The sequence below is a fragment of the Achromobacter pulmonis genome (assembly GCF_002885955.2).
GTDB classification, from domain to species: Bacteria; Pseudomonadota; Gammaproteobacteria; order Burkholderiales; family Burkholderiaceae_B; genus Achromobacter; species Achromobacter pulmonis_A.
Genome location: NZ_POQS01000003.1, coordinates 487,575 through 511,573, shown reverse-complemented (window position 1 = coordinate 511,573; position 23,999 = coordinate 487,575). Strand labels below are relative to the sequence as shown.

15 protein-coding genes are annotated in these 23,999 nt (G+C 70.1%); 9 read left to right on the top strand and 6 right to left on the bottom strand.

What is annotated here, in order from left to right; all coding sequences use genetic code 11:
- Positions 1 to 104 precede the first annotated feature (104 nt).
- The gene (locus C1I89_RS13665) at positions 105 to 908 is read right to left on the bottom strand and encodes an AraC family transcriptional regulator (RefSeq protein WP_440130635.1); all 804 of its coding nucleotides are present in this window, start codon (positions 906 to 908) and stop codon (positions 105 to 107) included.
- Positions 909 to 1,021: 113 nt separating this feature from the next.
- On the opposite strand from C1I89_RS13665, the gene C1I89_RS13660 reads away from it, so the two are divergent.
- Complete coding sequence (locus C1I89_RS13660) at positions 1,022 to 2,086, top strand: 2-isopropylmalate synthase (RefSeq protein WP_102773310.1); 1,065 nt, start codon at positions 1,022 to 1,024, stop codon at positions 2,084 to 2,086.
- Here C1I89_RS13660 and C1I89_RS13655 read toward each other — a convergent pair.
- Positions 2,007 to 2,897: a LysR family transcriptional regulator gene (locus C1I89_RS13655; RefSeq protein WP_102773309.1), complete on the bottom strand. Its 891-nt coding sequence runs from the start codon at positions 2,895 to 2,897 to the stop codon at positions 2,007 to 2,009. The two genes, C1I89_RS13660 and C1I89_RS13655, sit on opposite strands and share 80 nt — an antisense overlap.
- A 107-nt stretch (positions 2,898 to 3,004) precedes the next feature.
- Here C1I89_RS13655 and C1I89_RS13650 point away from each other — a divergent pair, with 107 nt between their 5' ends.
- Positions 3,005 to 3,550 (top strand): GNAT family N-acetyltransferase, encoded by a 546-nt coding sequence (locus C1I89_RS13650; protein ID WP_102773308.1) that lies wholly within the window; start codon positions 3,005 to 3,007, stop codon positions 3,548 to 3,550.
- The gene (locus C1I89_RS13645) at positions 3,547 to 4,737 is read left to right on the top strand and encodes an MFS transporter (protein WP_102773307.1); all 1,191 of its coding nucleotides are present in this window, start codon (positions 3,547 to 3,549) and stop codon (positions 4,735 to 4,737) included. Before C1I89_RS13650 ends, C1I89_RS13645 begins: the two co-directional genes overlap by 4 nt.
- A gap of 16 nt (positions 4,738 to 4,753) precedes the next feature.
- Here the strand turns inward: C1I89_RS13645 and queC are convergent, their stop codons facing one another.
- Positions 4,754 to 5,473, bottom strand: a complete 720-nt coding sequence (gene queC / locus C1I89_RS13640) for a 7-cyano-7-deazaguanine synthase QueC (protein ID WP_102773306.1) — start codon at positions 5,471 to 5,473, stop codon at positions 4,754 to 4,756.
- A 205-nt stretch (positions 5,474 to 5,678) separates the two neighbouring features.
- On the opposite strand from queC, the gene ppc reads away from it, so the two are divergent.
- Positions 5,679 to 8,528, top strand: coding sequence for a phosphoenolpyruvate carboxylase (gene ppc, locus C1I89_RS13635; protein ID WP_102773305.1), 2,850 nt, complete (start codon positions 5,679 to 5,681; stop codon positions 8,526 to 8,528).
- Positions 8,529 to 8,539: 11 nt separating this feature from the next.
- Here the strand turns inward: ppc and C1I89_RS13630 are convergent, their stop codons facing one another.
- Positions 8,540 to 12,154: an indolepyruvate ferredoxin oxidoreductase family protein gene (locus C1I89_RS13630; protein ID WP_102773304.1), complete on the bottom strand. Its 3,615-nt coding sequence runs from the start codon at positions 12,152 to 12,154 to the stop codon at positions 8,540 to 8,542.
- Positions 12,155 to 12,247: 93 nt separating this feature from the next.
- On the opposite strand from C1I89_RS13630, the gene mutY reads away from it, so the two are divergent.
- A complete protein-coding gene (gene mutY, locus C1I89_RS13625) occupies positions 12,248 to 13,321 on the top strand; it encodes an A/G-specific adenine glycosylase (protein WP_181390945.1) in 1,074 nt (357 codons plus the stop codon).
- A 155-nt stretch (positions 13,322 to 13,476) separates the two neighbouring features.
- On the opposite strand, the gene C1I89_RS13620 is transcribed toward mutY, so the two are convergent.
- The gene (locus C1I89_RS13620; RefSeq protein WP_102773302.1) at positions 13,477 to 14,307 is read right to left on the bottom strand and encodes a helix-turn-helix transcriptional regulator; all 831 of its coding nucleotides are present in this window, start codon (positions 14,305 to 14,307) and stop codon (positions 13,477 to 13,479) included.
- Positions 14,308 to 14,389: 82 nt separating this feature from the next.
- On the opposite strand from C1I89_RS13620, the gene C1I89_RS13615 reads away from it, so the two are divergent.
- Together C1I89_RS13615 and iaaH are read left to right on the top strand one after the other, a co-directional pair.
- Entirely contained in the window at positions 14,390 to 15,160 is a 771-nt protein-coding gene (locus C1I89_RS13615) for a class I SAM-dependent methyltransferase (protein WP_102773301.1), read from the top strand.
- A 92-nt stretch (positions 15,161 to 15,252) separates the two neighbouring features.
- On the top strand, positions 15,253 to 16,704 hold the full coding sequence (gene iaaH, locus C1I89_RS13610; protein WP_102773300.1) for an indoleacetamide hydrolase: 1,452 nt from the start codon (positions 15,253 to 15,255) through the stop codon (positions 16,702 to 16,704).
- Positions 16,705 to 16,723: 19 nt separating this feature from the next.
- On the opposite strand, the gene metH is transcribed toward iaaH, so the two are convergent.
- Positions 16,724 to 20,497 carry a methionine synthase gene (metH, locus tag C1I89_RS13605; protein ID WP_102773299.1) on the bottom strand — a complete coding sequence of 1,258 codons (3,774 nt, stop codon included), beginning with the start codon at positions 20,495 to 20,497 and terminating at the stop codon, positions 16,724 to 16,726.
- Positions 20,498 to 20,891: 394 nt separating this feature from the next.
- On the opposite strand from metH, the gene C1I89_RS13600 reads away from it, so the two are divergent.
- Positions 20,892 to 22,937 carry a TonB-dependent receptor gene (locus tag C1I89_RS13600; protein ID WP_102773298.1) on the top strand — a complete coding sequence of 682 codons (2,046 nt, stop codon included), beginning with the start codon at positions 20,892 to 20,894 and terminating at the stop codon, positions 22,935 to 22,937.
- A 32-nt stretch (positions 22,938 to 22,969) separates the two neighbouring features.
- The gene (locus C1I89_RS13595; RefSeq protein WP_102773297.1) at positions 22,970 to 23,869 is read left to right on the top strand and encodes a cobalamin-binding protein; all 900 of its coding nucleotides are present in this window, start codon (positions 22,970 to 22,972) and stop codon (positions 23,867 to 23,869) included.
- The last annotated feature ends 130 nt before the right edge of the window (positions 23,870 to 23,999 follow it).

The window sequence follows — 23,999 nt, the reverse complement described above, 5'->3', positions numbered from 1 at the left end:
TTGTCTCTGGCGGGTTCTGTTAGCGTAGGCGGCAAAACGTTAAATAATACGCTGGTTCCCGGCCCGCCCGCTCGGCCGGGGCCGCCGCGCGGCCCGCGCGGCCGTCAGGCGGACGGCTTTCTGCGCGCCGCGAAAGCGCTGGGCGGCTCGCCCACGGCCTTGCGGAACATGGCCGCGAACGCGCTGGGGCTTTCATAGCCCAGGTCCAGCGCCACTTCCAGCACGCGCTCGCCGCGGGCCAGCCGCTCCATCGCCGCCAGCAGGCGCGCCTGCTGGCGCCAGCGCCCGAAGGTCATGCCCGTGTGCCGCAGGAACAGGCGGTGCACGGTCTTGGGGTCCACCCCCAACTCGCGCGCCCAGTCGGCCGCGCCGTCCTGGCGCTCCGGGTGGCGCACGATGGCGCGGCAGATGCGCGCCAGCCGCGGCTCGGACGGCTGCGGCAGGTGCAGGGGCAGCACCGGCTCCTGGCGCAGCTCGTCGAGCAGCAGCATCATCAGGCGGCCGTCGCGCGTGTCCGGCTTCCAGTCCAGCGGCACCTCGGCCGCGGCCGCCATCAGTTCGCGCAGCAGCGGCGAGATCGACAGCACGCAGCACGCCTGCGGCAGGTGCGCGGCCGCGCCCGGCTCGACGAACACGGTGCGCATGCGCGGCTCGCCGCTCATGCGGATGCCGTGCGGCATCCAGGCCGGCACCCAGACCCCGCGCGTGGGCGGCACCACCCAGATCCCGGCCGGCGTATCCACCACCATCACGCCCGAAATCGCGTACACCAGCTGCGCGCGGCGGTGGCGATGGCGGCGGATGCGGTGGCCGTCCTCGTAGTCCACGGCCAGGCCGGCCACGGGGCGGGACGAGGCTTCGTAGGGAAACAGGTCCAGATCTGCGGGCTTGCGGGCGGTCGGGGGCATGTCCATTTTGCGATGGTTATGGCCAGAGTGGCGTTAGACGGTCTTTCCCAGTGTACCTACCATCCTCGCATCCCTACACGCGACATGCGCCGCGCCCGCGGCCGGAGGATTCCATGCTCGAACAGCCCCAACACAAGTACCGCCCCGTCCAGCCCTTCACCCGCGACTACGCCGAACGCCGCTGGCCGTCGCGCCGCCTGACGGCGCCGCCGGTCTGGATGAGCACCGACATGCGCGACGGCAACCAGGCCCTGATCGAACCGATGGACGCGGCGCGCAAGCTGCGCTGCTTCGAACAGCTGGTGGCCGTGGGCCTGAAGGAAATCGAAGTGGCGTTTCCGTCGGCCTCGGACACCGACTTCAACTTCGTGCGCCAGCTGATCGAGGAACGCCGCATCCCCGACGACGTCACCATCGAGGTGCTGACCCAGTCGCGCCCCGACCTGATCGAGCGCACCTTCGATTCGCTGCGCGGCGCCAGGCGCGCCATCGTGCACCTGTACGCGCCCATCGCGCCGCAATGGCGCCGCATCGTGTTCGGCATGAGCCGCGCCGAGATCAAGGAGATCGCACTGGCCGGCACTCGCCAGATCCGCGCGCTGGCCGACGCCCGGCCCGAAACCCATTGGATCTACGAATATTCGCCCGAGACCTTCAGTCTGGCCGAGCTGGATTTCGCGCTGGAGATCTGCGATGCGGTCAGCGCCGAGTGGGGCCCCACGCCCGAACACAAGATGATCGTCAACCTGCCGTCCACGGTGGAATGCACCACGGCCAACGTCTACGCCGACCAGATCGAATGGATGCACCGCCACCTGGCGCGCCGCGACAGCATCGTGCTCAGCGTGCACCCGCACAACGACCGCGGCACCGCCGTGGCCTCGGCCGAACTGGCGGTGCTGGCCGGCGCGCAACGGGTCGAGGGCTGCCTGTTCGGCAACGGCGAACGCACCGGCAACGTGGACCTGGTGACGCTGGCCATGAACCTGGACCTGCACGGCATCCGCAGCGGGCTGGACTTCTCCGACATGGCCGGGGTGCGCGCCTGCGTCGAGGCCTGCAACCAGCTGCCGGTGGACGTGTTCCACCCCTACGCGTTCACCCACGCAACGCCAGCAGCGACTCCTGCAGATGCCGCAGGCCCCGGCCCAGCGGCTTGTCCCGGCGCAGCACGATAGCCAGGCCGCGCGCCAGGCGCGGCGCCAGCGGCCGGACTTCGAGCGCCGCGCGCCTGCCCGCGCCGGACACCGCCAGCCCGGGCAGGATGGCGCAGCCCAGGCCGGCGCCGACGATCTCCTTCATGGCCTCGGTGCTGCCCAGCTCCATCACGGGCTTGGCGGCCACGCCTGCGGCCTCGAACCAGTCGTCCACCAGCCGCCGGGTGCGCGCGCCCGGCTCGAATAGCACCAGCGGCAGCCGCGCCAGCGCCTGTGGCGTGGCGGCGGCCGGGATCATGGCCGGATCGCCGGCGGGAAAAATCGCCACGAACTCGTCCTCCAGCACCGGCGTCACCTGGAACATGCGCCCCGGCGCCGGCAGCGTCACCAACCCGATGTCCAGCGTGTTGGTCTCCAGGCCGCGCAGCATGTCGGCCGTGTTGCCGGTGCTGACCACGATGTCCAGCGCCGGAAAGCGCCGCCGCAGATCGGCCAGCAGCGGCGGCAGCAGATAGGTGCAGGCCGTGGCCCCGGTGCCCAGCCGGATGCGGCCGGCGACCTGGGAGGCGTGCGCCGTCATGGCGAGTTCGGCCTGGGCCAGCGCCGCGTCGATGGTGCGCACGTGCGCCAGCAGCTCCATGCCGGCCGCGGTCGGCCCGGCGCGCCGGCCGACGCGCTCGACCAGCTTCAGGCCGAAGCGCCGTTCCAGCTGGCGGATCTGCAGGCTGACGGCGGGCTGGGTCACGCCGCTGCGTTCGGCGGCGGCGGAAAAACTGCCGGTTTCGATCACCAGCGCGAAGGTGCGCAACTGGTCCAGGTTGAGGCCTCGCATACGCCGCCATCCAAAGTTTTACTTATAAAAATCATAATAGACCAAAGCTTTATTAATGCTCAGGCTTGCGCGACACTGGCGGCTCGAACCCCCAGCCTTCCCTCTCCATGCCGCCCACCTCCGCCACCGTCCTCATCCGCGACAGCGCGCCCGCCGACCTGCCGGCCATCAAGGCCATCTACGCCCATCACGTGCAGCACGGCACGGCCTCGTTCGAGCTGGAGCCGCCGTCCATCGAGGAAATGCGCCAGCGCCGCGCCGCGGTGCTGGAACAGGGCATGCCCCACCTGGTGGCCGAGATCGCCGGCGAGATCGTGGGCTACGCCTACGCCACGCCCTACCGCCCGCGCCCGGCCTACCGCCACACGGTGGAGGATTCCGTCTACGTGAAAGCAGGCCGCGCCGGCCTGGGCATCGGCGGCAAGCTGCTGGCCGAACTGATCGCCCGCTGCACCGCCGGCGGCTGGCGCCAGATGCTGGCCGTGGTGGGCGACAGCCGCAACGCCGCCTCGCTCGCGCTGCACGCCAGCCAGGGCTTCCACCCGGTCGGCACGCTGCGCGCCGTGGGCCACAAGCACTGGCAATGGCGCGACACCGTGCTGATGCAGCGCGCGCTGGGCGAGGGCGACGCGACGCCGCCGCAGCGGCCGTGATCGCGCCGCGCGCCATCGTCTGCCTGGGCCTGACGCAACTGGTCGGCTGGGGCGTGACGTATTACCTGATAGGCGCCCTGGGCCCGGCCATGCAGGCCGACCTGGGCTGGAGCGCCGCCGTCGTCTACGGCGGCTTCTCGGCCGCCATCGTGACCATGGCGATGCTGTCGCCGCTGGCCGGCATGGCCGTCGACCGCTGGGGCGGGCACCGCGTCATGCCTGCCGGCGCCGTGATCGCCGCGCTGGGCTGCGCGGCGCTGGCGGCCGCGCACGGCCTGGCGCTGTACTACCTGGCCTGGATCGTGCTGGGCGTCGGCATGCGGCTGTGCCTGTACGACGCGGCGTTCGCGTCGCTGGCGCGGGCGGCCGGCCCCACGGCGCGCCGGCCCATGTCGCAGATCACGCTGTTCGGCGGCCTGGCCTCCACCGTGATGTGGCCGGCGGGCCATGCGCTGTCGGGCTGGCTGGGCTGGCGCGGCGCGGTGCTGGCCTACGGCGCGCTGGCCCTGGCCACGCTGCCGCTGTACCTGGCGCTGCCGCGCACGCGCTATGCCGCGCCCGCGGGCGCCAAAGACCGCGCCGCCGCCGGCCTGACGCGCAGCCCGGCCGAGCGCCGCATGGCGGGCGTGCTGTACGCCACCATCGCCATGCTGACCAACTTCCTGGCGGCCGGCAACGCCGCGCATCTGATCGCGCTGCTGTCCGGCCTGGGCCTGGCCGCGGCCGCGGCCGTCAGCGTGGCCGCCTTGTGGGGCGTGGGCCAGTTCGCCGCGCGCCTGGCCGACGTGGCGCTGGGCTCGCGCCTGCATCCGCTGACCCTGACCCTGGCGGTGGGCGCGATGCTGCCCCTGTGTTTTCTGCTGGCGCTGCTGTCCGGCGGCAATCTCTACGCCAGCGCGGCCTACGCCCTGCTGTATGGCGCCTGCAACGGCCTGATGACCATCACGCGCGGCACGCTGCCGCTGGCGCTGTTCGACTTCCGCAGCTACGGCAGCTTGGTGGGCGCGCTGCTCATTCCCAGCTTCCTGCTGACGGCCACCGCGCCGGTGGCCTACGCCTATCTGGTCGCCGGCTACGGCGCGCGCGGCGCGATGGCGATGTCGGTCGGTCTGGCCGCGGCCATCTGCGCGGCGGCGCTGGCCTTGCGCTGGAAGTTCATCGGGCGGGTGCGCGCGGCCGCCGCGTGACCGGGCGCCGCCGGGTTCAGCCTTCGGCGGCGGACGCCACCACCCATTTCTCCCAGCCGATCTTGCGCAGCTTGCAGGCCGGGCAGTCGCCGCAGCCGTAGCCCCAGTCGTGGCGCGCGCCGCGCTCGCCCAGGTAGCAGGTGTGGCTTTGCTCGACGACGATCTCCACCAGCGCGTCGCCGCCCAGCTGGTGCGCCAGCGCCCAGGTCTCGGACTTGTCGATCCACATCAGCGGCGTCTCGATCGTGACCCGCGAACCCAGGCCCAGGCCCAGCGCCACCTGCTGCGCCTTGATGGTGTCGTCGCGGCAATCGGGATAGCCGGAGAAATCCGTTTCGCACATGCCGCCGACCAGCACGTCGAGCTGGCGCCGGTAGCCCAGCGCGGCGGCCAGGGTCAGGAACAGCAGGTTGCGCCCCGGCACGAAGGTGTTGGGCAGGCCGTTGGCCTGCATCTCGATGGCGCGGTCGCTGGTCATGGCCGTGTCGCCCACCTGGCCCAGCACCTTCAGGTCCAGCAGATGGTCCTCGCCCAGCCGCGGCGCCCAGTCGGGAAAGTTCTCGCGGATCTCGCGCAGCACGTTCAGGCGCGCCGACAGCTCGATGTGATGGCGCTGCCCGTAATCGAACGCCACGGTTTCCACATGGGCATAGCGGTCCAGCGCCCAGGCCAGGCAGGTGGTGGAATCCTGGCCGCCCGAAAACAGGACGAGCGCGCGACGTTGATGGTTTTGCATAAACGAAATGGGGCTTTGGGAATGACTAACGAACCGCAGCGGCTTTTGCCGCAAATCGATTCCGCTTAGCGAACTTTAACGCAGCTGCGGGCGCTTGCCGTAAGCAAAGCCTGCGTAAAATCGATGAGGTTTCATTTTCTGGTTTCACCCGCAACGCCGCTTTCCCCCCTCCTTTCCCTCCAGCAGCCCGACGGATCCCTACCCGATGAATGCCATCCGCCAGCAGTCCGATTCAGCAGAACCCTTGCGTCACGACATCCGGCTGTTAGGCCGATTACTGGGAGCCGTCATCGAGGAGTGCGAAGGCAAGCGCGTCTTCGACACGATCGAAACCCTGCGCCGCACGGCCGTGAAGTTCCGCCGCGAAGGCAACGACGCCGACGGCAAGCTGCTGGAGCAGCGCGTCAAGCGCCTGCAAGGCAGCGACCCGAACTCGGTCGCGCGCGCCTTCAGTTATTTCCTGCACCTGTACAACATCGCCGAAGACCGCGACCAGAACCGCCGCCAGCGCGCCCGCGCCATCGCCGACGACGCGCCGGCGCGCGGCAGCCTGCGCGAAGCGGTGCAGGTGCTGGCCGGCCAGGGCGTGAGCCCGGCGCGCATCCGCCGCCTGCTGGCCGAAGCCTGCGTGATGCCGGTGCTGACGGCGCACCCCACCGAGGTGCAGCGCAAGAGCACGCTGGACGTGCATCGCGAAATCGCCGCCGCGCTGGCGCAGCGCGACGGCACGCTCACCCCCGAAGAGCGCGCCGACCTGGACGCGGCGCTGCTGGGCCGCGTGGCCACGCTGTGGCAGACCCGCATGCTGCGCTATACGCGGCTGACGGTCGCCGACGAAATCGAGAACGCGCTGTCGTACTACCGCAGCACCTTCCTGCAGGTCATCCCGCGCCTGTACGCGGACCTGTCCAAGCTGCTGAACCGCGAACCGGCCAAGCCCTTCGCCGCCCCGCCCGCGCCGCTGGAGCCGTTCCTGCGCATGGGCAGCTGGATCGGCGGCGACCGCGACGGCAATCCGAACGTGGACGCCGGCACGCTGGAGCGCGCGCTGCTGCGCCAGGCCACCGTGCTGTTCGAGCATTACCTGCAGGAAGTGCACGCGCTGGGCGCGGAACTGTCGGCCACCACGCTGCTGATCGCGGCCGACGCCGAGCTGCTGGCGCTGGCCGAGGCCAGCGGCGACGACTCGCCGCACCGCCGCGACGAACCCTACCGCCGCGCGCTGATCGGCGTGTACGCGCGGCTGGCCGCCACCGCGCAGCGCCTGACGGGCCAGGACCTGGCGCGGCGCAGCACCGTGGCCGCGCCCGCCTATGAAACGCCGCAGGAACTGTCCGCCGACCTCGCCGTGATCGCCGCCTCGCTGGCCGCCCACCACGGCGCGCCCATCGGCAAGCTGCGCCTGGCCGGCCTGCAGCAGGCCGTGGAAGTCTTCGGCTTCCACCTGGCCACGGTGGACCTGCGCCAGAGCTCCGACGTGCACGAACGCGTGCTGGCCGAGCTGTTCGCGCGCGCCGGCACGCAGCGCGACGGCAAGCCGCTGGACTACCTGAAGCTGGACGAGGACGAACGCGTGGCGCTGCTGCGCGCCGAACTGGCGCAGGCGCGCCCGCTGGCCTCGCCCTGGATCGCCTACAGCGAAGACTCCACGCGCGAGCTGGCCGTGCTGCGCGCCGCCGCCGCGGGCCGGGCGCGCTACGGCAAGCAGGCCGTGCGCCAGACCATTGTTTCGCACACCGAAACGCTGAGCGACCTGCTCGAAGTGATGGTGCTGCAGAAGGAAGCCGGCCTGATCGCGCCGGCCGGCCAGGACATCGAACCCGAGGACGGCCTGATGGTGGTGCCGCTCTTCGAGACCATACCCGACCTGCAGCGCGGCGCGGCCATCATGGCGGCCTGGCTCGACCTGCCCGAGATCCGCCAGCGCGTGAAACTGGCGCAGAACGGCGCGCAGGAAGTCATGCTGGGCTACTCGGACAGCAACAAGGACGGCGGCTTCCTGACGTCGAACTGGTCGCTCTACCAGGCCGAGCGCGAGCTGGTCGAGGTGTTCTCGGCGCGCAACGTGCGCCTGCGCCTGTTCCACGGCCGCGGCGGCTCGGTGGGACGCGGCGGCGGCTCCAGCTTCGACGCCATCCTGGCGCAGCCGCCGGGCACCGTCGCCGGCCAGATCCGCCTGACCGAACAGGGCGAGGTCATCCAGAGCAAGTACAAGGACGCCGAAGTCGGCCGCTGGCACCTGGAACTGCTGGTCGCCGCCACGCTGGAATCCAGCCTGGCGCCGCGCGCCGAGGCCACCAGCGCCGAGGACGCGCACATGGCGCACTACGGCCCGGCCATGTCGTTCATGTCGGACACCGCGCAGCGCACCTACCGCGGCCTGGTCTACGAAACGCCGGGTTTCGCCGATTACTTCTTCGCCGCCACGCCGGTCAGCGAGATCGCGGGCCTGAACATCGGCTCGCGCCCGGCCTCGCGCAAGAAGGGCCAGCGTATCGACGACCTGCGCGCCATCCCCTGGGGCTTCTCGTGGGCGCAATGCCGCCTGATGCTCACCGGCTGGTACGGCATGGGCTCGGCCATCGAGGCCTATCTGGAAACCGGCGCCCCCGGCGCGCCGCGCTCGCGCCGCAGCCGCCTGGCGCAGCTGCGCGAAATGGCGCAGGACTGGCCGGCGTTTCGCACCATGCTGTCGAACATGGAAATGGTGCTGGCCAAGTCCGACCTGGCGATCGCGGCCCGCTACGCGCAGCTGGTGCCGCAGCGCGGCCGGCGCGAACGCATCTTCGGCGCCATCAGCGCCGAGCATGGCCGCACGCTGGCCATGCTCAAGCTGCTGACCCGGCGCGAGCTGCTGGCCGACAACCCCACGCTGCAGGCTTCGCTGCGCGAGCGCTTCGCCTACATCGACCCGCTGAACTACCTGCAGATCGAGGTGATCCGCCGCCACCGCGCCGCGCAGAAGCACCCGGACGCCGAGGTCGACATCCGGGTGCAGCGCGCCATCCACCTGACCATCAACGGCATCGCCGCCGGGCTGCGCAACTCGGGTTAAGGCGCACGGGCTCAGGCCACCCGCGTGCCGCCGATGGGCACCACGGTGGCGCTGAACTCCTTCAGCAAGGCCTCCCTGCGGGCCGCGGCTTTCTCGGCCGCGGCCTCTTTCACGTGGCCGTAGCCGCGGATCTCCAGCGGCAGGCTGGCCAGCGCCACGGCGCGATCCAGGTTGCCGCGATTGAGCTTGCCCAGGATGGCGGTCAGCGTCTCGCGGTATTCGCGGATCAGCTCGCGTTCGGCGCGGCGCTCGGCGGTGTAGCCGAACGGATCGAACCGGGTCCCGCGCAGCCGGCGCATCGCGGCCAGCAGGCGGAACACCCGCAACATGCCGGGGCCGTAGCTGCGCTTGATCAGATGCCCCGCCGCGTCGCGCCGCGCGAACAGCGGCGGCGCCAGGTGAAAGCGCAGCTTCCAGTCCCCTTCGAACTGCTCGCCCACGCGCTTGAGGAATTCGCCGTCCGTGTACAGCCGCGCCACTTCGTACTCGTCTTTGTAGGCCATGAGCTTGAAATAGCCGCGCGCCACCGCCAGCGCCAGCCGGTTGGTGCCGGTGGCCTCGCGCTCGGCGTGCGCCACCTTGTCCACCAGGTCCGTGTACTGCCGGGCGTAGGCCGCGTGCTGGTAGTCGGTCAGGAAGGCCTTGCGCACCGCCACCAGCCGCTCCAGTTCGTCGGCGGGTTTTTTCAGTTCCACCACGGGGCTGGCCTTGCGCGGGCGCTTCAGTTCGATGATGCCTTCGGGCAGCGCCGGGCGCGCGCCGCCTTCGGCCAGCAGGCGGTTCACGCCCGCCGGATCGCGCGCCGCGCGCCGGCCCCAGGCGAAGGCCGCGATATTGTTCGGCACCTGCTGGCCGTTGAGTTCGATGGCCCGCAGCAGCGCTTCCCGCGACAGCGGTATCCAGCCCTTCTGGTAGGCGTAGCCCATCATCAGCGGATTGGCGTAGATGGCGTCGCCCAGCAGGCCCACGGCCAGCGCGGCGGCGTCCACGCGGTCGAGGTTGTCCTTGCCGCAGGCGGCCTGCAGGTCGGCGGTGAGGTTGGCGCCCGGCAGCGTCCAGTCGGGATTGGCGACGAAGGCCGCGGTGGGCGCGGTGTCGCCGTTGAGCAGCACCCGCGTGCGCCCCGGCGCCAGCCGCGCCATGGATTCCATGCTGGTGGCCACCACCAGGTCGCCGGCCAGCAGCAGGTCGGCCTCGCCCATCGCGACCCGCGTGTTGAGCAGATCGTCCGGCGTGCGCGCCAGCACCACGTGCGAATACACCGCGCCGCCCTTTTGCGCCAGGCCGGCCATGTCCAGCACCGAACAGCCCTTGCCCTCGATATGGGCCGCCATGCCCAGCAGCTGGCCGATGGTGACCACGCCGGTGCCGCCCACGCCGGCGATGAACACGCCGTATGGCCGATCGAGCGCATGCGCGGCGGGCGGCGCGATGCCGGCGTCGATATCGCCGTCCTGCGCCAGCGCCTGCGGCCGCTTCAGCCGGCCGCCCTCCACCGTCACGAAGCTGGGACAAAAGCCCTTCAGACAGGAAAAATCCTTGTTGCAGCTGGACTGGTTGATCCGGCGCTTGCGGCCGAACTCGGTTTCCAGCGGCTCCACCGACAGGCAGTGCGACTGCTGCGAACAGTCGCCGCAGCCTTCGCACACGCGCTCGTTGATGACGACGCGGCGCGCCGGGTCGGGATAGGCGTTGCGCTTGCGGCGGCGGCGCTTCTCGGTGGCGCAGGTCTGGTCGTAGATCAGCACCGACACGCCGGGATACTCGCGCAGCTCGCGCATCACGGCGTCCAGCTCGTCGCGGTGGCGCACCGGCGCGCCCGGCGCCAGGCCCTGCATGCCGCGGTACTTGTCCGTGTCGTCCGTGACGATCACGATTTTCTCGATGCCCTCGGCCGCCACCTGGCGGCTGATCATGGGCACGCTGAGCGGGCCGTCGACAGGCTGCCCGCCGGTCATGGCCACGGCGTCGTTGAACAGGATCTTGTAGGTGATGGGCGCCTTGGCCGCCACCGCCGCGCGTATCGCCAGCAGGCCGGAATGGAAATACGTGCCGTCGCCCAGGTTGGCGAACACGTGCTTTTCTTCGGTGAACGGCGCCTGGCCCACCCAGGGCACGCCCTCGCCGCCCATCTGCGTGAACACATCGGTGCTGCGGCCCATCCATCTGACCATGTAGTGGCAGCCTATGCCCGCCATCCCGCGCGAGCCTTCCGGCAGGCGGGTCGAGGTGTTGTGCGGACAGCCCGAACAGAACCAGGGCTTGCGCTCCTCGACCACGCGCGGGCGCGCCAGCGCCTGCTCGCGCTCGGCGATGAAGGCCAGGCGCGCCTCGATGCCGGCGCGCACGTCCGCCGGCAGGTCGAAGCGCAGCAGGCGCGAGGCGATGGCGCGCGCGACCATGGCGGGCGAAAACTCGTAATGCGCCGGCAGCAGCCAGTTGCCCTGCGGCACCGACCATTCGCCGCCGTCCTTGTCGTCGAACTTGCCCACCACGCGCGGAATCTTCTTGCCGCTGCCGAGCCAGCTGAACAGCTCTTCCTTCAGCTGGTATTCCAGCACCTGGCGCTTTTCCTCGATCACCAGGATCTCGTCCAGGCCTTCGGCGAAACGCTGCGTGCCGGTGGATTCCAGCGGCCACACCATGCCCACCTTGAAGAGCCGCAGGCCGATACGCCGGCACGCGTCTTCGGTCAGGCCCAGGTCGGACAGCGCCTGGCGCGTGTCCAGGTAGGCCTTGCCCGAGGTCATGATGCCGAAGCGCGCGTCGCGCTGCGGCACCTCCCAGAGTTCGCGGTTCAGGCCGTTGGCGCGCGCATAGGCCAGCGCGGCATAGAGCTTGTAGTCCAGCAGGCGCGCCTCCTGCTGCAGCGGCGTGTCGCCCAGCCGGATGTTCAGGCCGTCGGCCGGCAGCCGGAAATCCTCGGGCAGCCTGATCCGCACGCGCTGCGGATCGACGTCCACCGAGGCCGAGACCTCGACGATGTCGGTGATGCATTTCATGCCCACCCACACGCCGGCGTAGCGGCTCATCGCCCAGCCGTGCAGGCCGTAGTCCAGCACCTCCTGGACGCTGGCCGGAAACAGCACCGGAATCATGCAGGCCTTGAGGATGTGGTCGCTCTGGTGCGGCAGCGTCGAGGACTTGGCCGGGTGGTCGTCGCCCGCCACCACCAGCACGCCGCCGTGGCGCGCGGTGCCGGCCGCGTTGGCGTGCTTGAACACGTCGCCGCAGCGATCCACGCCGGGGCCCTTGCCGTACCACATGCCGAAGATGCCGTCGTATTTGGCGCCGGGAAACAGGTTGACCTGCTGCGAGCCCCATACGGCGGTGGCCGCCAGGTCTTCGTTGACGCCGGGCTGGAATTCGATGTGGCGGGCCTTCAGGTGCGCAGCCGCCTTCCACATGTTCTGGTCCACCCCGCCCAGCGGCGAGCCGCGGTAGCCGGACACGAAGCCCGCCGTGTTCAGCCCCGCCTGCTGGTCGCGCATGCGCTGCATCATGGGCAGGCGCACCAGGGCATGGATACCGCTCATCCAGGCACGCCCGGACTCCAGGATGTACTTGTCGTCCAACTGGACCGATTCAAGCGCCGCGCGCAGGTCAGGCGAAACAGGGGCATTCATGTCCACTCCGTGAGCAGTGAAGTCCGGCATTCCCTTCCCGGTTGTAACCGCTCCCCCCACCCCCGGCAATAGGGCGATGCGATAATTGCCGCCATGGACTTCGCCTCACGTATCGTCGCCTGGCAACGCCGGCATGGCCGCCACGATCTGCCCTGGCAGAACACGCGCGACCCTTATCGCATCTGGCTGTCAGAGATCATGCTGCAGCAGACCCAGGTCGCCACCGTGATCCCGTATTACGACCGCTTCCTGCAGCGCTTTCCGGACGTGGCGGCGCTGGCCGCGGCCGCCCAGGAAGACGTGATGCCTTACTGGGCCGGGCTGGGTTATTACGCCCGCGCCCGCAATCTGCATCGCTGCGCGCAGGAAATCGTGCGCGACTGGAACGGCCGCTTTCCGCCCACCGCCGAAGGCATCGCCACGCTGCCGGGCATCGGCCGCTCCACCGCCGCGGCGATCGCGGCGTTCGCCTACGGCGAGCGCTCGCCCATCCTGGACGGCAACGTCAAGCGCGTATTCACCCGCCACTTCGGCATCGCCGGCGATCCGGCGCGGCGCGAAATCGAGCAGCGCCTGTGGGCGCTGGCCGAGGCCCAGGTCGAGGCCGCGCCCGACCTGGACATGGCCGCCTACACGCAAGGACTGATGGACCTGGGCGCCACGCTCTGCACCCGCGGCAAGCCGGCCTGCGACAAGTGTCCGGTGGCCGACAGCTGCGTGGCCCGGCGCGAAGGCCGCCAGGCCGAACTGCCCACGCCCAAGGCGCGCAAGGCCATTCCCGAACGCGAGACCTGTATGCTGGTGCTGCGCCACCAGGGCGCATTCCTGCTGCAGCAGCGGCCCGAGCCGGGCATCTGGGGCGGGCTGTGGAGCCTGCCCGAATTCGACGCCGCGCAAGACCCCGACAGCGCCTCGCGCGCGCTGGGCCTGGAGCCGGAAGAACGCTTCGAGCTGGCGGCGTTCGCCCATACGTTCACGCACTACCGCCTGCATATCAAGCCGTGGCTGGTGCCGGTGCGCGCGGCCGGCATCCGCGAAGACGCCGTCCCGCAACGCTGGGTGCCCGCGGATCAGCTGGCCACGGTGGCCTTGCCGGCGCCGGTGAAGAAGCTGTTGCTGGGGCTGGTGGAGGCGGGGATGCAGGAGGGGTTGTTCAGGGATGGGTAGCGCGGTCCAGATGGGTTACGCGCGCTTGATGTCTGGGTTCTTGTGCAAAAAATCTCGCGCTGCACCCATCCTACGTGCCAGGGTCCCCATGCGTAGGATGGGTGCAGCGCGAGACTCCCGAGACAAGAATCCGAATATCAAGCGCGCGAAACCCATCAGGCAACATCAGCCGCCCCTCCCCCCAGCAACATCACCAGCTTCAGGTCCGGGTGCGTGGCCAGGCGGAACGTGATCTGCTGGTAGGCCAGCTTGCCGCGCCGCGGGTGCTGGAATTCGCGCAGCCCCCCTTCGCGCTCGACCACCGCGTGGCGCGTCCACCAGTGCGCGAACACCGGGCTTTGCCGGCCCAGTTCGTCCAGCAGCCCCAGCACCACCGGCTCGTCCAGGTGCGCGCCCGCGTCGGCGCGGAATTCGGCCACCACGCGCCGGGCGCGCTGGTCCCAGTCCACCACCAGTTCGCGCGCGGCCGGGTCCAGGAAGATGTAGCGCAGCAGATTGGGTTCGGCGTCGCGCCGCGGCCAGTCGTCGAACAGGTCGCGCAGCGGCTCGTTGTAGGCCAGCACGTTCCAGGCGCGGTCCAGCACATAGGCCGGCGCGTTGATGGCGTTGACGCATTCCTGCAAAGGCCCGGGCACGCCGCCGTCGTCGCGCGCGTGCTGGGGGTCGGCGCAGTCGGCCAGGTCGAACAGGTAGGCGCGCTCGGCGCGCGCCAGCTGCAGCACGCCGGCGATGCGCGACCAGACCGAGGGCGATACCGAGACCTCCCGGCCCTGCTCGATCCAGGTGTACCAGGTCACGCTGATGCCGCACAGCTGGGCGACCTCTTCGCGCCGCAGGCCGGGCGTGCGGCGGCGCATGCCTTCGGGCAGGCCGGCCATCTGCGGCGTAATGCGCGAGCGGGCGCTGCGCACGAACTCGCCCAGCGCCTGGCGGCGCACGCGGGAACCTTCATGGCCGGCGGTTCCGGCCTGGGGGGAAGTAGTCATACCAGGATCAGCAATGGACTTGTACGTGTATGGGAGCGCGCCTATCTTAGCGCCTGCACCCCATTTCCCACCAAGGACGCCCATGACCGCCAGCACGCACGACGCCGCCGTCGACCGCCAGTTCAGCCCCCGCGCCGCCGCCTACCTCACCAGCGCCGTTCACGCCCAGGGCGAGGACCTGCTGCAGATGGCCGAGATCGCCGCCCGCCACCCCGGCGCCCGGCTGCTGGACCTGGGCTGCGGCGGCGGCCACGTGAGCTTTCACGTCGCGCCGCGGGTCGCCCACGTCACCGCCTACGACCTGTCGCAGCAGATGCTGGACGTGGTCGCCGGCGAAGCCGCCAAACGCGGGCTGGCCAATCTCGCCACCTGTCAGGGCAAGGCCGAGCATCTGCCCTTCGGCGACGGCGAGTTCGATCTGGTGATGTCGCGCTATTCCACCCACCACTGGCAGGACGCCGGACGCGGCCTGCGCGAGGCGCTGCGCGTGCTCAAGCCCGGCGGCACCGCCGTGTTCGCCGACGTGGTCTCGCCGGGCGAGCCGCTGCTCGACACCTGGCTGCAGACCATCGAGGTGCTGCGCGACACCTCGCACGTGCGCGATTACTCGGTGGCCGAGTGGACCCGCATGCTGACCGAAGCCGGCTTCACGCTGCAGGGCCTGACGCCGCGCCGCCTGCCGCTGGAATTCCAGTCCTGGGTGGCGCGCATGCGCACGCCGGACACGCTGGTGGCGGCGCTGCGCCACATGTTCGGCATCGCGCCGGACGTGGTGCGCGCGCACTACGAGGTGCAGGAAGACGGGTCTTTCACCAGCGACACCGCCACCATCGTGGTGAAAAAACCGGGCTGAAGCGGGGCCGGGCGCGCGGCGGACTCGACAGCCGCCGCGCCGACCTTGTATAGATACGGATGACCTTTCAATCCGTGCCGCAAGGAAGCCCCATGACCGACTCCTCCAGACAGCCCTCGCCCGACCTGACCGTTGCGCAGGCCGCGGCGCTGATCCGCCAGGGCGCCCTGACCAGCGTGGCGCTGACCCAGTCCTGCCTGGACCGCATCGCCGCCCGCCAGGACCTGAACGCTTTCATCACCGTGGACCGCGAAGGCGCGCTGGCCCAGGCCGCGACCCGCGACGCGGCGCGCGCCCGGGCTGGCCGGAGCGCCGGCCCGCTGGACGGGGTGCCCATCGCCATCAAGGACAACATCCACGTCGCCGGCCTGCCCAATACGGCGGGCACGCCCGCGCTCAAGGATTTCCGCCCGGCCGAGGACGCGCCGGTGGTGCGCCGGCTGCGCGAGGCCGGCGCGGTGATCGTCGGCAAGACGCACATGCACGAGCTGGCGTTCGGGGTCTCGGGCTACAACCCCGCGTTTCCCGGCGCGCACGGCGCAGGCACGCGCAACGCCTACGACGCCGGCCGCATCGCCGGCGGTTCGTCCTCGGGCAGCGGCGCGGCGGTCGGCGCGCGCCTGGCGCCGGCGGCCCTGGGCACCGACACCGGGGCCTCGGTACGGCTGCCGGCCGCGCTCAACGGCGCCGTCGGGTTCCGGCCCACGGTGGGACGCTACGACGGCGCCGGCATCACGCCGATCTCGCACACCCGCGACACGCCGGGGCCTATCGCCAACAGCATGGAAGACGTGGCGCTGCTGGACGCGGTGCTGGCCGGCGACGACCGGCCGCTGGCCGCGCCGCCCGCCTCCGGGCTGCGGCTGGGCCTGTGCGCGTATTTCTGGAAAGACCTGGAGCCGCCGGTGCAGGCGGTCATGGACGCCGCCCTGGCCCGGCTGCGCGCCGCCGGCGTGCAGCTGGTGGAGCTGGACATGCCGGGCCTGCAGGAAAGCAACGCCGCGGTCGGCATGCCGGTGTGCCTGTACGAACAGAAAACGGACCTGGCGGACTACCTGCGGCGCTATGGCACGGGCCTGAGCATGGAGCAGGTGGTGGCGCAGATCGCCAGCCCCGACGTCAAGGCCATCTTCGACGGCCTGGTCATGCCCGGCGTGCTGCCCACGCCCGCCGGCGAGATGCTGCCGCTGCAGCCGCTGTACGAACGCGCCATGGCCGTGCACCGCGGCGAACTCATCGAGGTCTACCGCCGCGCGTTCCGGCAGCACGCGCTGGACGCGCTGCTGTTTCCGACTTCGCCCGTGCTGCCCATGGCCGCCACGCCCGAGGCCAGCAGCCTGGAGAACTTCAGCCGGCTGGCGCGCAACGTGGACCCCGGCAGCAACGCCGGCCTGCCCGGGCTGAGCGTGCCGGCGGGCCTGTCGGCGCAGGGCCTGCCGGTGGGGCTGGAGATCGATGGGCTGCCGGGCGAGGATCGCAAGATATTGGCGATCGGGATGACGCTGGAGGCGGTGTTGGAAAGGCTGGCGGGGCCTGCGCGCTGACCGCGCCGCCCCCAAACCCTCACCCCAGATTCGGCGCCAGCGTCCGTTTCAGGTCTTCGATGCTGCGCCCGCTGCGCGCCGCGTAATCCTGCAACTGGTCCTCGCCGATCACGCCCACGTTGAAGTACTGCGACTGCGGGTGGCTGAAGTAGAAGCCGGACACGCTGGAGGCCGGATACATGGCGTAGCTGTCGGTCAGCGTCATGCCGATGTCGGCGCCGTCGAGCACGCGGAACAGGTCGGTCTTGACCACGTGCTCCGGGCAGGCGGGGTAGCCGGGCGCGGGTCGGATGCCCACGTATTTCTCGGCGATCATGTCCTCGTTGGTCAGGGCCTCGTCGGGCGCGTAGCCCCACAGGTCCTGGCGCACGCGGGCGTGCAGGCATTCGGCGAAGGCTTCGGCCAGGCGGTCGGCCAGGGACTTCAGCATGATGCTGGAGTAGTCGTCCAGCGCCTTCTCGAATTCGGCTTCCTTCTTCTCGATGCCCAGGCCGGCGGTCACGGCGAACATGCCGATGTAGTCGAGCTTGCCGCTGGACCTGGGCGCGATGAAGTCCGACAGCGACTTGTTGCTCACGCCCTCGCGCTTGGCGCCCTGCTGGCGCAGGTTGCGGTAGGTGAACAGCACTTCGCTGCGGGTTTCGTCCTTGTAGACCTCGATGTCCTCGTCGTTGACGCTGTTGGCCGGGTAGAAGCCGACCACGCCGTTGGCGGTCAGCCAGCGGCCTTCGACGATGCGCTTCATCATGGCCTGGCCGTCGGCGTAGACCTTGCGCGCCTGCTCGCCCACGACCTTGTCGTCCAGGATCGCCGGGAACGGGCCGAACAGGCTCCAGGTCTGGAAGAACGGGCCCCAGTCCACGTACTTCGCGATCTCGGCCAGGTCGTAGCTCTTGAAGCTGCGCCGGCCGATGAATTTCGGACGCGGCGGCGTGTAGGCGTCCCAGTCGATCTGCGGGCGCGAGGCGCGCGCCTCGGCCAGCGGCAGGATGGGCGTGGCCTTGCGGTTGGCGTGGCGGCGGCGCACGTCTTCGTATTCCTGGGCCAGCTCGGCCAGGTAGGCTTCCGACTGGTCGGACATCAGGCTGGTGGCCACGCCGACCGAGCGGCTGGCGTCCGGCACGTAGATGACCGGGCCTTCGTAGTTGGGCGCGATCTTCACGGCGGTATGCACGCGGCTGGTGGTGGCCCCGCCTATCATCAGCGGGATCTTGCGGCTGCGGAAGTATTCGTCGCGCTGCATTTCCGAGGCGACGTAGGCCATTTCCTCGAGGCTGGGCGTGATCAGGCCGGACAGGCCGACGATGTCGGCGTTTTCTTCCTTGGCCTTCTCCAGGATCTGCGCGCAGGGCACCATCACGCCCATGTTCACGACCTCGAAGTTATTGCATTGCAGGACCACCGACACGATGTTCTTGCCGATGTCGTGCACGTCGCCCTTGACGGTGGCGATGACGATCTTGCCCTTGGCGCGCACGTCGCCGCCGGCCGCCGCGATCTGGCGCTTTTCTTCCTCGATGAAGGGAATCAGGTGCGCCACGGCCTGCTTCATGACGCGGGCCGACTTGACCACCTGCGGCAGGAACATCTTGCCCGCGCCGAACAGGTCGCCCACGACGTTCATGCCGTCCATCAGCGGCCCCTCGATCACTTCGATCGGACGGCCGCCGCGCGCGGCGATCTTCTGGCGCACTTCTTCCGTGTCTTCCACGATGAAGGCCGTGATGCCGTGCACCAGCGCGTGCGACAGGCGCTGCTCGACCTCCGCATTGCGCCAGCTCAGGTCCTCTTCCTTCTTGGCCCCGGCGCCCTTGACGCTGTCGGCGAACTGCACCAGGCGCTCGGTGGGCGTGCGCTCGTCGTCGGCCTCGGTCTTGCCCACGGGCTCGGGCCGGTCCAGGATCACGTCCTCGACCAGGTCGCGCAGCTTGGGCTCCAGGTCCGCGTACACGCCGAGCTGGCCGGCGTTGACGATGCCCATGGTCATGCCTTCGCGCACCGCGTAGTACAGGAACACGGTGTGGATGGCCTCGCGCATGGGCTCGTTGCCGCGGAACGAGAAGCTCACGTTGGACACGCCGCCCGAAATGCGGGCGTGCGGCAGGTTCTCGCGGATCCAGCGCGTGCCTTCGATGAAGTCCATCGCGTAATGGTTATGCTCGTCGATGCCGGTGGCGACGGCGAACACGTTCGGATCGAAAATGATGTCCTCGGGCGGGAAGCCCTCTTCCTCGACCAGGATCTTGTAGGCGCGGCCGCAGATTTCCTTGCGCCGTTCCAGCGTGTCAGCCTGGCCCTGCTCGTCGAAGGCCATCACCACCACCGCGGCGCCGTAGCGCCGGCACAGGCGCGCGTGCTCGCGGAAGCTGTCCAGGCCTTCCTTCATGGAAATCGAGTTCACCACCGGCTTGCCCTGCACGCACTTCAGGCCGGCCTCGATGACTTCCCACTTGGAGCTGTCGATCATGATCGGCACGCGCGCGATGTCCGGCTCGGAGGCGATCAGGTTCAGGAAGCGGTGCATGCAGGCCACCGAATCCAGCATGGCCTCGTCCATGTTGATGTCGATGATCTGCGCGCCGTTCTCGACCTGCTGGCGGGCCACCGCCAGCGCCTCGTCGTATTTCTCTTCGCGGATCAGGCGGGCGAACATCTTGCTGCCGGTGACGTTGGTGCGCTCGCCGACGTTGACGAACAGCGTCTCTTCGTCGATGTTCAAGGGTTCCAGGCCCGACAGGCGCGTCTTGACCGGAATGTCGGGCACGGCGCGCGGCGTCAGCGCGGCGACCTTCCCGGCGATGGCGCGGATGTGGTCGGGCGTGGTGCCGCAACAGCCGCCGGACATGTTCACCAGCCCGGCGCGCGCGAACTCCTCCAGCAGCGCCGAGGTGTCGGCCGGGGTTTCGTCGAAGCCGGTCTCGGCCATGGGGTTGGGCAGGCCGGCGTTGGGATAGACGCAGACGTAGGTGTCGCAGATCTTGGACAGCTCGGCCACGTAGGGCCGCATCAGCGCCGCGCCCAGCGCGCAGTTCAGGCCGATGGTGATGGGCCGCGCGTGGCGCACCGAGTTCCAGAAGGCCTCCACGGTCTGGCCCGACAGAATGCGCCCGGAGGCGTCGGTCACCGTGCCGGAGATCATCACGGGCAGGCGGATGCCGCGCTCCTCGAACACCTGCTCGGTGGCGTAGATGGCCGCCTTGGCGTTGAGGGTGTCGAAAATGGTTTCGATCAGGACGATGTCGATGCCGCCGTCGAGCAGCCCGTTGAGCTGTTCGACATAGGCGGTGCGCAGCTCGTCGAAGGTGACGTTGCGCGCGCCCGGATCGTTCACGTCGGGCGAGATCGAGGCGGTCTTGGGCTGCGGACCCAGCGCGCCGGCCACGAAACGCGGCTTGTCCGGCGTGCTGTAGGCGTCACAGGCCGCGCGCGCCAGTTTTGCCGATTCCAGGTTCAGCTCATAGGCCAGGCCCGGCAGGTCGTAGTCGCCCTGGGCGATGGAGGTGGCGCCGAATGTGTTGGTCTCGATGACGTCGGCCCCGGCCTCCAGGTACTGGCGGTGGATCTCGGCGATCACGTCGGGGCGCACCAGCGACAGCAGTTCGTTGTCGCCCTTGAGGTCCTTGCCGTGGTCCTTGAAGCGCTCGCCGCGGAAATCCGCTTCGCCCAGCTTGTAGCGCTGGATCATGGTGCCCATGGCGCCATCCAGGATCAGGATGCGCTGGCCCAGCAGGCGGGCGAAATCGCCGCCCTGGGTATAGGCTTCGGGCGGGTATGGCAGGCGGGGATACGACACGGGCAGGTCCGGATGGAGTGGGTGGCGACGACGGCGCGGTGTGGCTAAAAAGCGAAAAACGCCGAAAAAACAAGTCTTGATCGTAACAAAATGGGCTGGCCCGCGCCCGCCGGTGATACAGTTTCCGCCCCGAACCGGTGCTTTCGGCGCAATGCGCCTGCAGGAACGCAACACTTGCAGGCCGCGTGCGAAAGGTAAACGGGAAACAGGAAGATGTCCGCAGGACGGCAGGCCCAGGCCCGCCCCCGGCTCCAGCCTGTGCTGCCCCCGCAACGGTCCCCATGCGCGCGCCGCGCCATGGCAGCCCGATACCGGCCTGTTCGCCAGTCAGGACGTTTCCGTCCTCCCATCGTGCATGGCCTGCGGGGTCGCGGGCCGTATCGAGGTTACGTAGATGAAAGCCCGCTCCATCCGGCGTTACGCCGGCGCCCTGCTCTGTTCCGCTCCGGCCATCGCCGCCGCCCAGCAAACCGACGCCTCCGCCCCCGAACTCGACCCGGTCACCGTCACCGCCCAGCGCGTGCCGACCGACGGCCGCACGCTGCCGGTGTCGATCTCGGTCATCAGCGCCCGCGACATCGAGGCCAGCAGCGCCCGCACCATGCAGGACCTGCTGTCGACGCAGGCGGGCATCCATCTGCTCAACACCACGGGATCGAGCGACAACGCCATCGTGGACCTGCGCGGCTTCGGCATCACCGGCGCCAGCAACACCCTGATCCTGATCGACGGGGTCAAGCAGAACACCAACGACCTGTCCGCGCCCAGCCTGGGCGTGGTGCCGCTGGACCAGGTCGAGCGCATCGAGATCGTGCGCGGCAGCGGCTCGGTCCAGTACGGCGGCGGCACCACCGGCGGCGTGATCAACATCATCACCCGCAAGGACTTCGCCGCGGAGCCGGTGACGGCCCGCGCCACCGCCACCCTCGGCAGCTACGGCCTGCGCCAGTACGACGCCGCCGTGGCCCTGAACAACGAGAAGGTCGGCGTCGACGCCTATATGCAGTCGCTGCACACCGACGGCTACCGCGACCACAGCGGCGAGCGCCGCGAAGGCGGCGGCGGCGGCATCACGCTGCGCCACGACGGCGGTTCGCTGCGCCTGTACGGACGCACCACCAGCCAGAAGCTGGAGCTGCCCGGCCCGCGCACCATCAACCCGACCACCGGCGTCAACGAATACCAGGACGACCGCCGCGGCGCCAAGAACGACGTCGACTACGTCGACACCACGACCACCACCTTCGGCCTGCAGGCCGAGCAGCGGATCGGCGCCGGCACGCTGTACGCCGACCTGTCGACCCGCGAAAAGAAGCTCGACGGCCTGACCTACGACGGCTTCGGCGACATCCTGCGCGACCAGAAGCTGGAAGAGAACATCGCCAGCGTGCGCTACCAGCTGCCGATCTCGGGCGGCCACAGCCTGGTCTTCGGCGCCGACGCGCAGGAAGCCAAAACCACGGCCAACCAGAACGCCTACTACGACTTCGAACCGTCGAAGTGGCGATCCCGCCAGCACCAGTACGGCCTGTTCGCCGAAGGCCAGATCCGCGCCACCGACAGCACCTACGTGACCGCCGGCGTGCGCCGCCAGTATGCGTCCGACGACCTGGACGTGATCAGCGGCACCGGCACGGCCTCCGACCGCAGCAACCACCTCACCGCCTGGCAGCTGGGCGTGCGCCAGGACCTGGCCGCCGGCTTCGGCGTCTACGGCAAGATCGGCCGCAGCTTCCGCCTGCCCAACGCCGACGAACTGCTGTCGGTGCAAAGCCCGCTGGCGGCGCAGACCTCGACGGACAAGGAAATCGGCATCACCTGGCAGGACGCCCGCAGCAGCGCCCGCCTGTCGTACTTCCGTTCCGACCTGACCAACGAAATCCAGTACAACCCGCTGGCCGACGGCATCTGGGGCCCCGGCACCGGCGCCAACACCAACCTGGACCCGACCCGGCGCCAGGGCGTCGAACTGGAAGGCCATACGGCGCTGACCAGCAGCCTGGCGCTGGACGCCAACGTGACCTGGATGGAAGCGCAATTCCGCTCCGGCACCTACGCCGGCGTGGACCTGTCCGGCAAGACCGTGCCGCTGGCCCCGAAGTGGCTGGCCAACGCCGGCGTCACCTGGCGCCCGACCGACGCCTTCCTGTGGAACGTGACCGCGCAATACGTGGGCAAGTCGCGCATGGACAACGACCAGGCCAACCAGTTCGGCAAGCAGCTCGACGCCTACGTGCTGTTCAATACCAAGCTGGCGTATAAATTCACCCGCAACATCGAAGGCGCCATCGGCGTGAACAACATCTTCGACCGCGAATACGCCACCTACGGCATCCGCGGCGGCAACGCCTCGTTCGAGATGCTGGGCCCGGTCGCCAACTACAGCCTGTACCCCGCCCCGGGCCGCAACTTCTACGCGTCGCTCACGCTGCGCTACTGAGGCCGGCTCCCGGCAACCACCGAGGCCCTGGCATGACAGCAAAGCGCGTCCGCATCGCCGCAGGCCTGGCGCTGATCCTGGCGCTGGGCGCCGCGCCCGTCCTGGCGCGGGGCGGCGCGCCGATCCAGGTCACCGACGACCGCGGCCGCGAGGTGGCGTTGTCCGCGCCGGCGCGGCGCGCCGTCACGCTGGCCCCGCACGCCACCGAGCTGGTGTACGCGGCGGGCGCGGGCGACTACATCGCCGCCACCATCCGCGGCAGCGACTATCCGCCAGCCGCCCGCGCGCTGCCGGTGATCGGCGACGGCACCCAACCCGATCCCGAACGGGTGGCGGCCGCCCGCCCCGACCTGCTGATCGCCTGGCAGACGGCCGCCGCCGAGCCGCTGGCGCGGGTCATGGACAAGCTGGGCGTGCCGGTCTTCTACAGCGATCCGCAGCGCCTGGACGCCATCCCCGGCGCGGTCGAGCGCATGGGCGTGCTGTTCGGCACCGAAGCCCGCGCGCGGCCGGCCGCCGACGCGCTGCGCGCGCGGCTCGACGCCCTGAAGGCGCGCTACGCCGGGCGCCGGCCGGTGCGCGTGTTCGTGCAGGCCGGCCTGGAACCGATCTACACCCTGAACGACGCCAGCATCGTCAGCGACGCGCTGCGCGCCTGCGGCGGCGTCAACGTCTTCGGCCAGGCGCCCGTGGTGGCCCCGCAGGTCACGCTGGAAAGCGTGCTGGCGGCCCGGCCCGAGGCCGTGCTGGCCGGCGTCGCCGGGCCGCAGGACACCGCGCGCAATCTCGCCGCCTGGCAGGCGCTGGGCCTGCCCGCCGCCCGCCAGGGCCACGTCTACGGCATCGACGCCGACGCGCTGTACCGCCCCGGCCCGCGCCTGCTGGACGCCGCCGAAACCCTGTGCGCCGACCTGGACCGGCTGCGCCGCTGAGCGGGCCGCGCCGCGATCGCCAAATAGTGGAACGGCGGCGCGCCGCCGGCGGGCGCTTCGTGCTTTATCATTCGGCAACGATATGCCAGTCCCCGCGGGCCCCGCATCGTGCGCGCCCGCTCTTTGAAGC

Coding starts and splice junctions, on each gene's coding strand:
- C1I89_RS13665 (WP_440130635.1), bottom strand. CDS start 908: ATGCCCCCGACCGCCCGCAAGCCCGCAGATCTGGACCTGTTTCCCTAC.
- C1I89_RS13660 (WP_102773310.1), top strand. CDS start 1,022: ATGCTCGAACAGCCCCAACACAAGTACCGCCCCGTCCAGCCCTTCACC.
- C1I89_RS13655 (WP_102773309.1), bottom strand. CDS start 2,897: ATGCGAGGCCTCAACCTGGACCAGTTGCGCACCTTCGCGCTGGTGATC.
- C1I89_RS13650 (WP_102773308.1), top strand. CDS start 3,005: ATGCCGCCCACCTCCGCCACCGTCCTCATCCGCGACAGCGCGCCCGCC.
- queC (WP_102773306.1), bottom strand. CDS start 5,473: ATGCAAAACCATCAACGTCGCGCGCTCGTCCTGTTTTCGGGCGGCCAG.
- ppc (WP_102773305.1), top strand. CDS start 5,679: ATGAATGCCATCCGCCAGCAGTCCGATTCAGCAGAACCCTTGCGTCAC.
- C1I89_RS13630 (WP_102773304.1), bottom strand. CDS start 12,154: ATGAATGCCCCTGTTTCGCCTGACCTGCGCGCGGCGCTTGAATCGGTC.
- mutY (WP_181390945.1), top strand. CDS start 12,248: ATGGACTTCGCCTCACGTATCGTCGCCTGGCAACGCCGGCATGGCCGC.
- C1I89_RS13620 (WP_102773302.1), bottom strand. CDS start 14,307: ATGACTACTTCCCCCCAGGCCGGAACCGCCGGCCATGAAGGTTCCCGC.
- C1I89_RS13615 (WP_102773301.1), top strand. CDS start 14,390: ATGACCGCCAGCACGCACGACGCCGCCGTCGACCGCCAGTTCAGCCCC.
- iaaH (WP_102773300.1), top strand. CDS start 15,253: ATGACCGACTCCTCCAGACAGCCCTCGCCCGACCTGACCGTTGCGCAG.
- C1I89_RS13600 (WP_102773298.1), top strand. CDS start 20,892: ATGAAAGCCCGCTCCATCCGGCGTTACGCCGGCGCCCTGCTCTGTTCC.
- C1I89_RS13595 (WP_102773297.1), top strand. CDS start 22,970: ATGACAGCAAAGCGCGTCCGCATCGCCGCAGGCCTGGCGCTGATCCTG.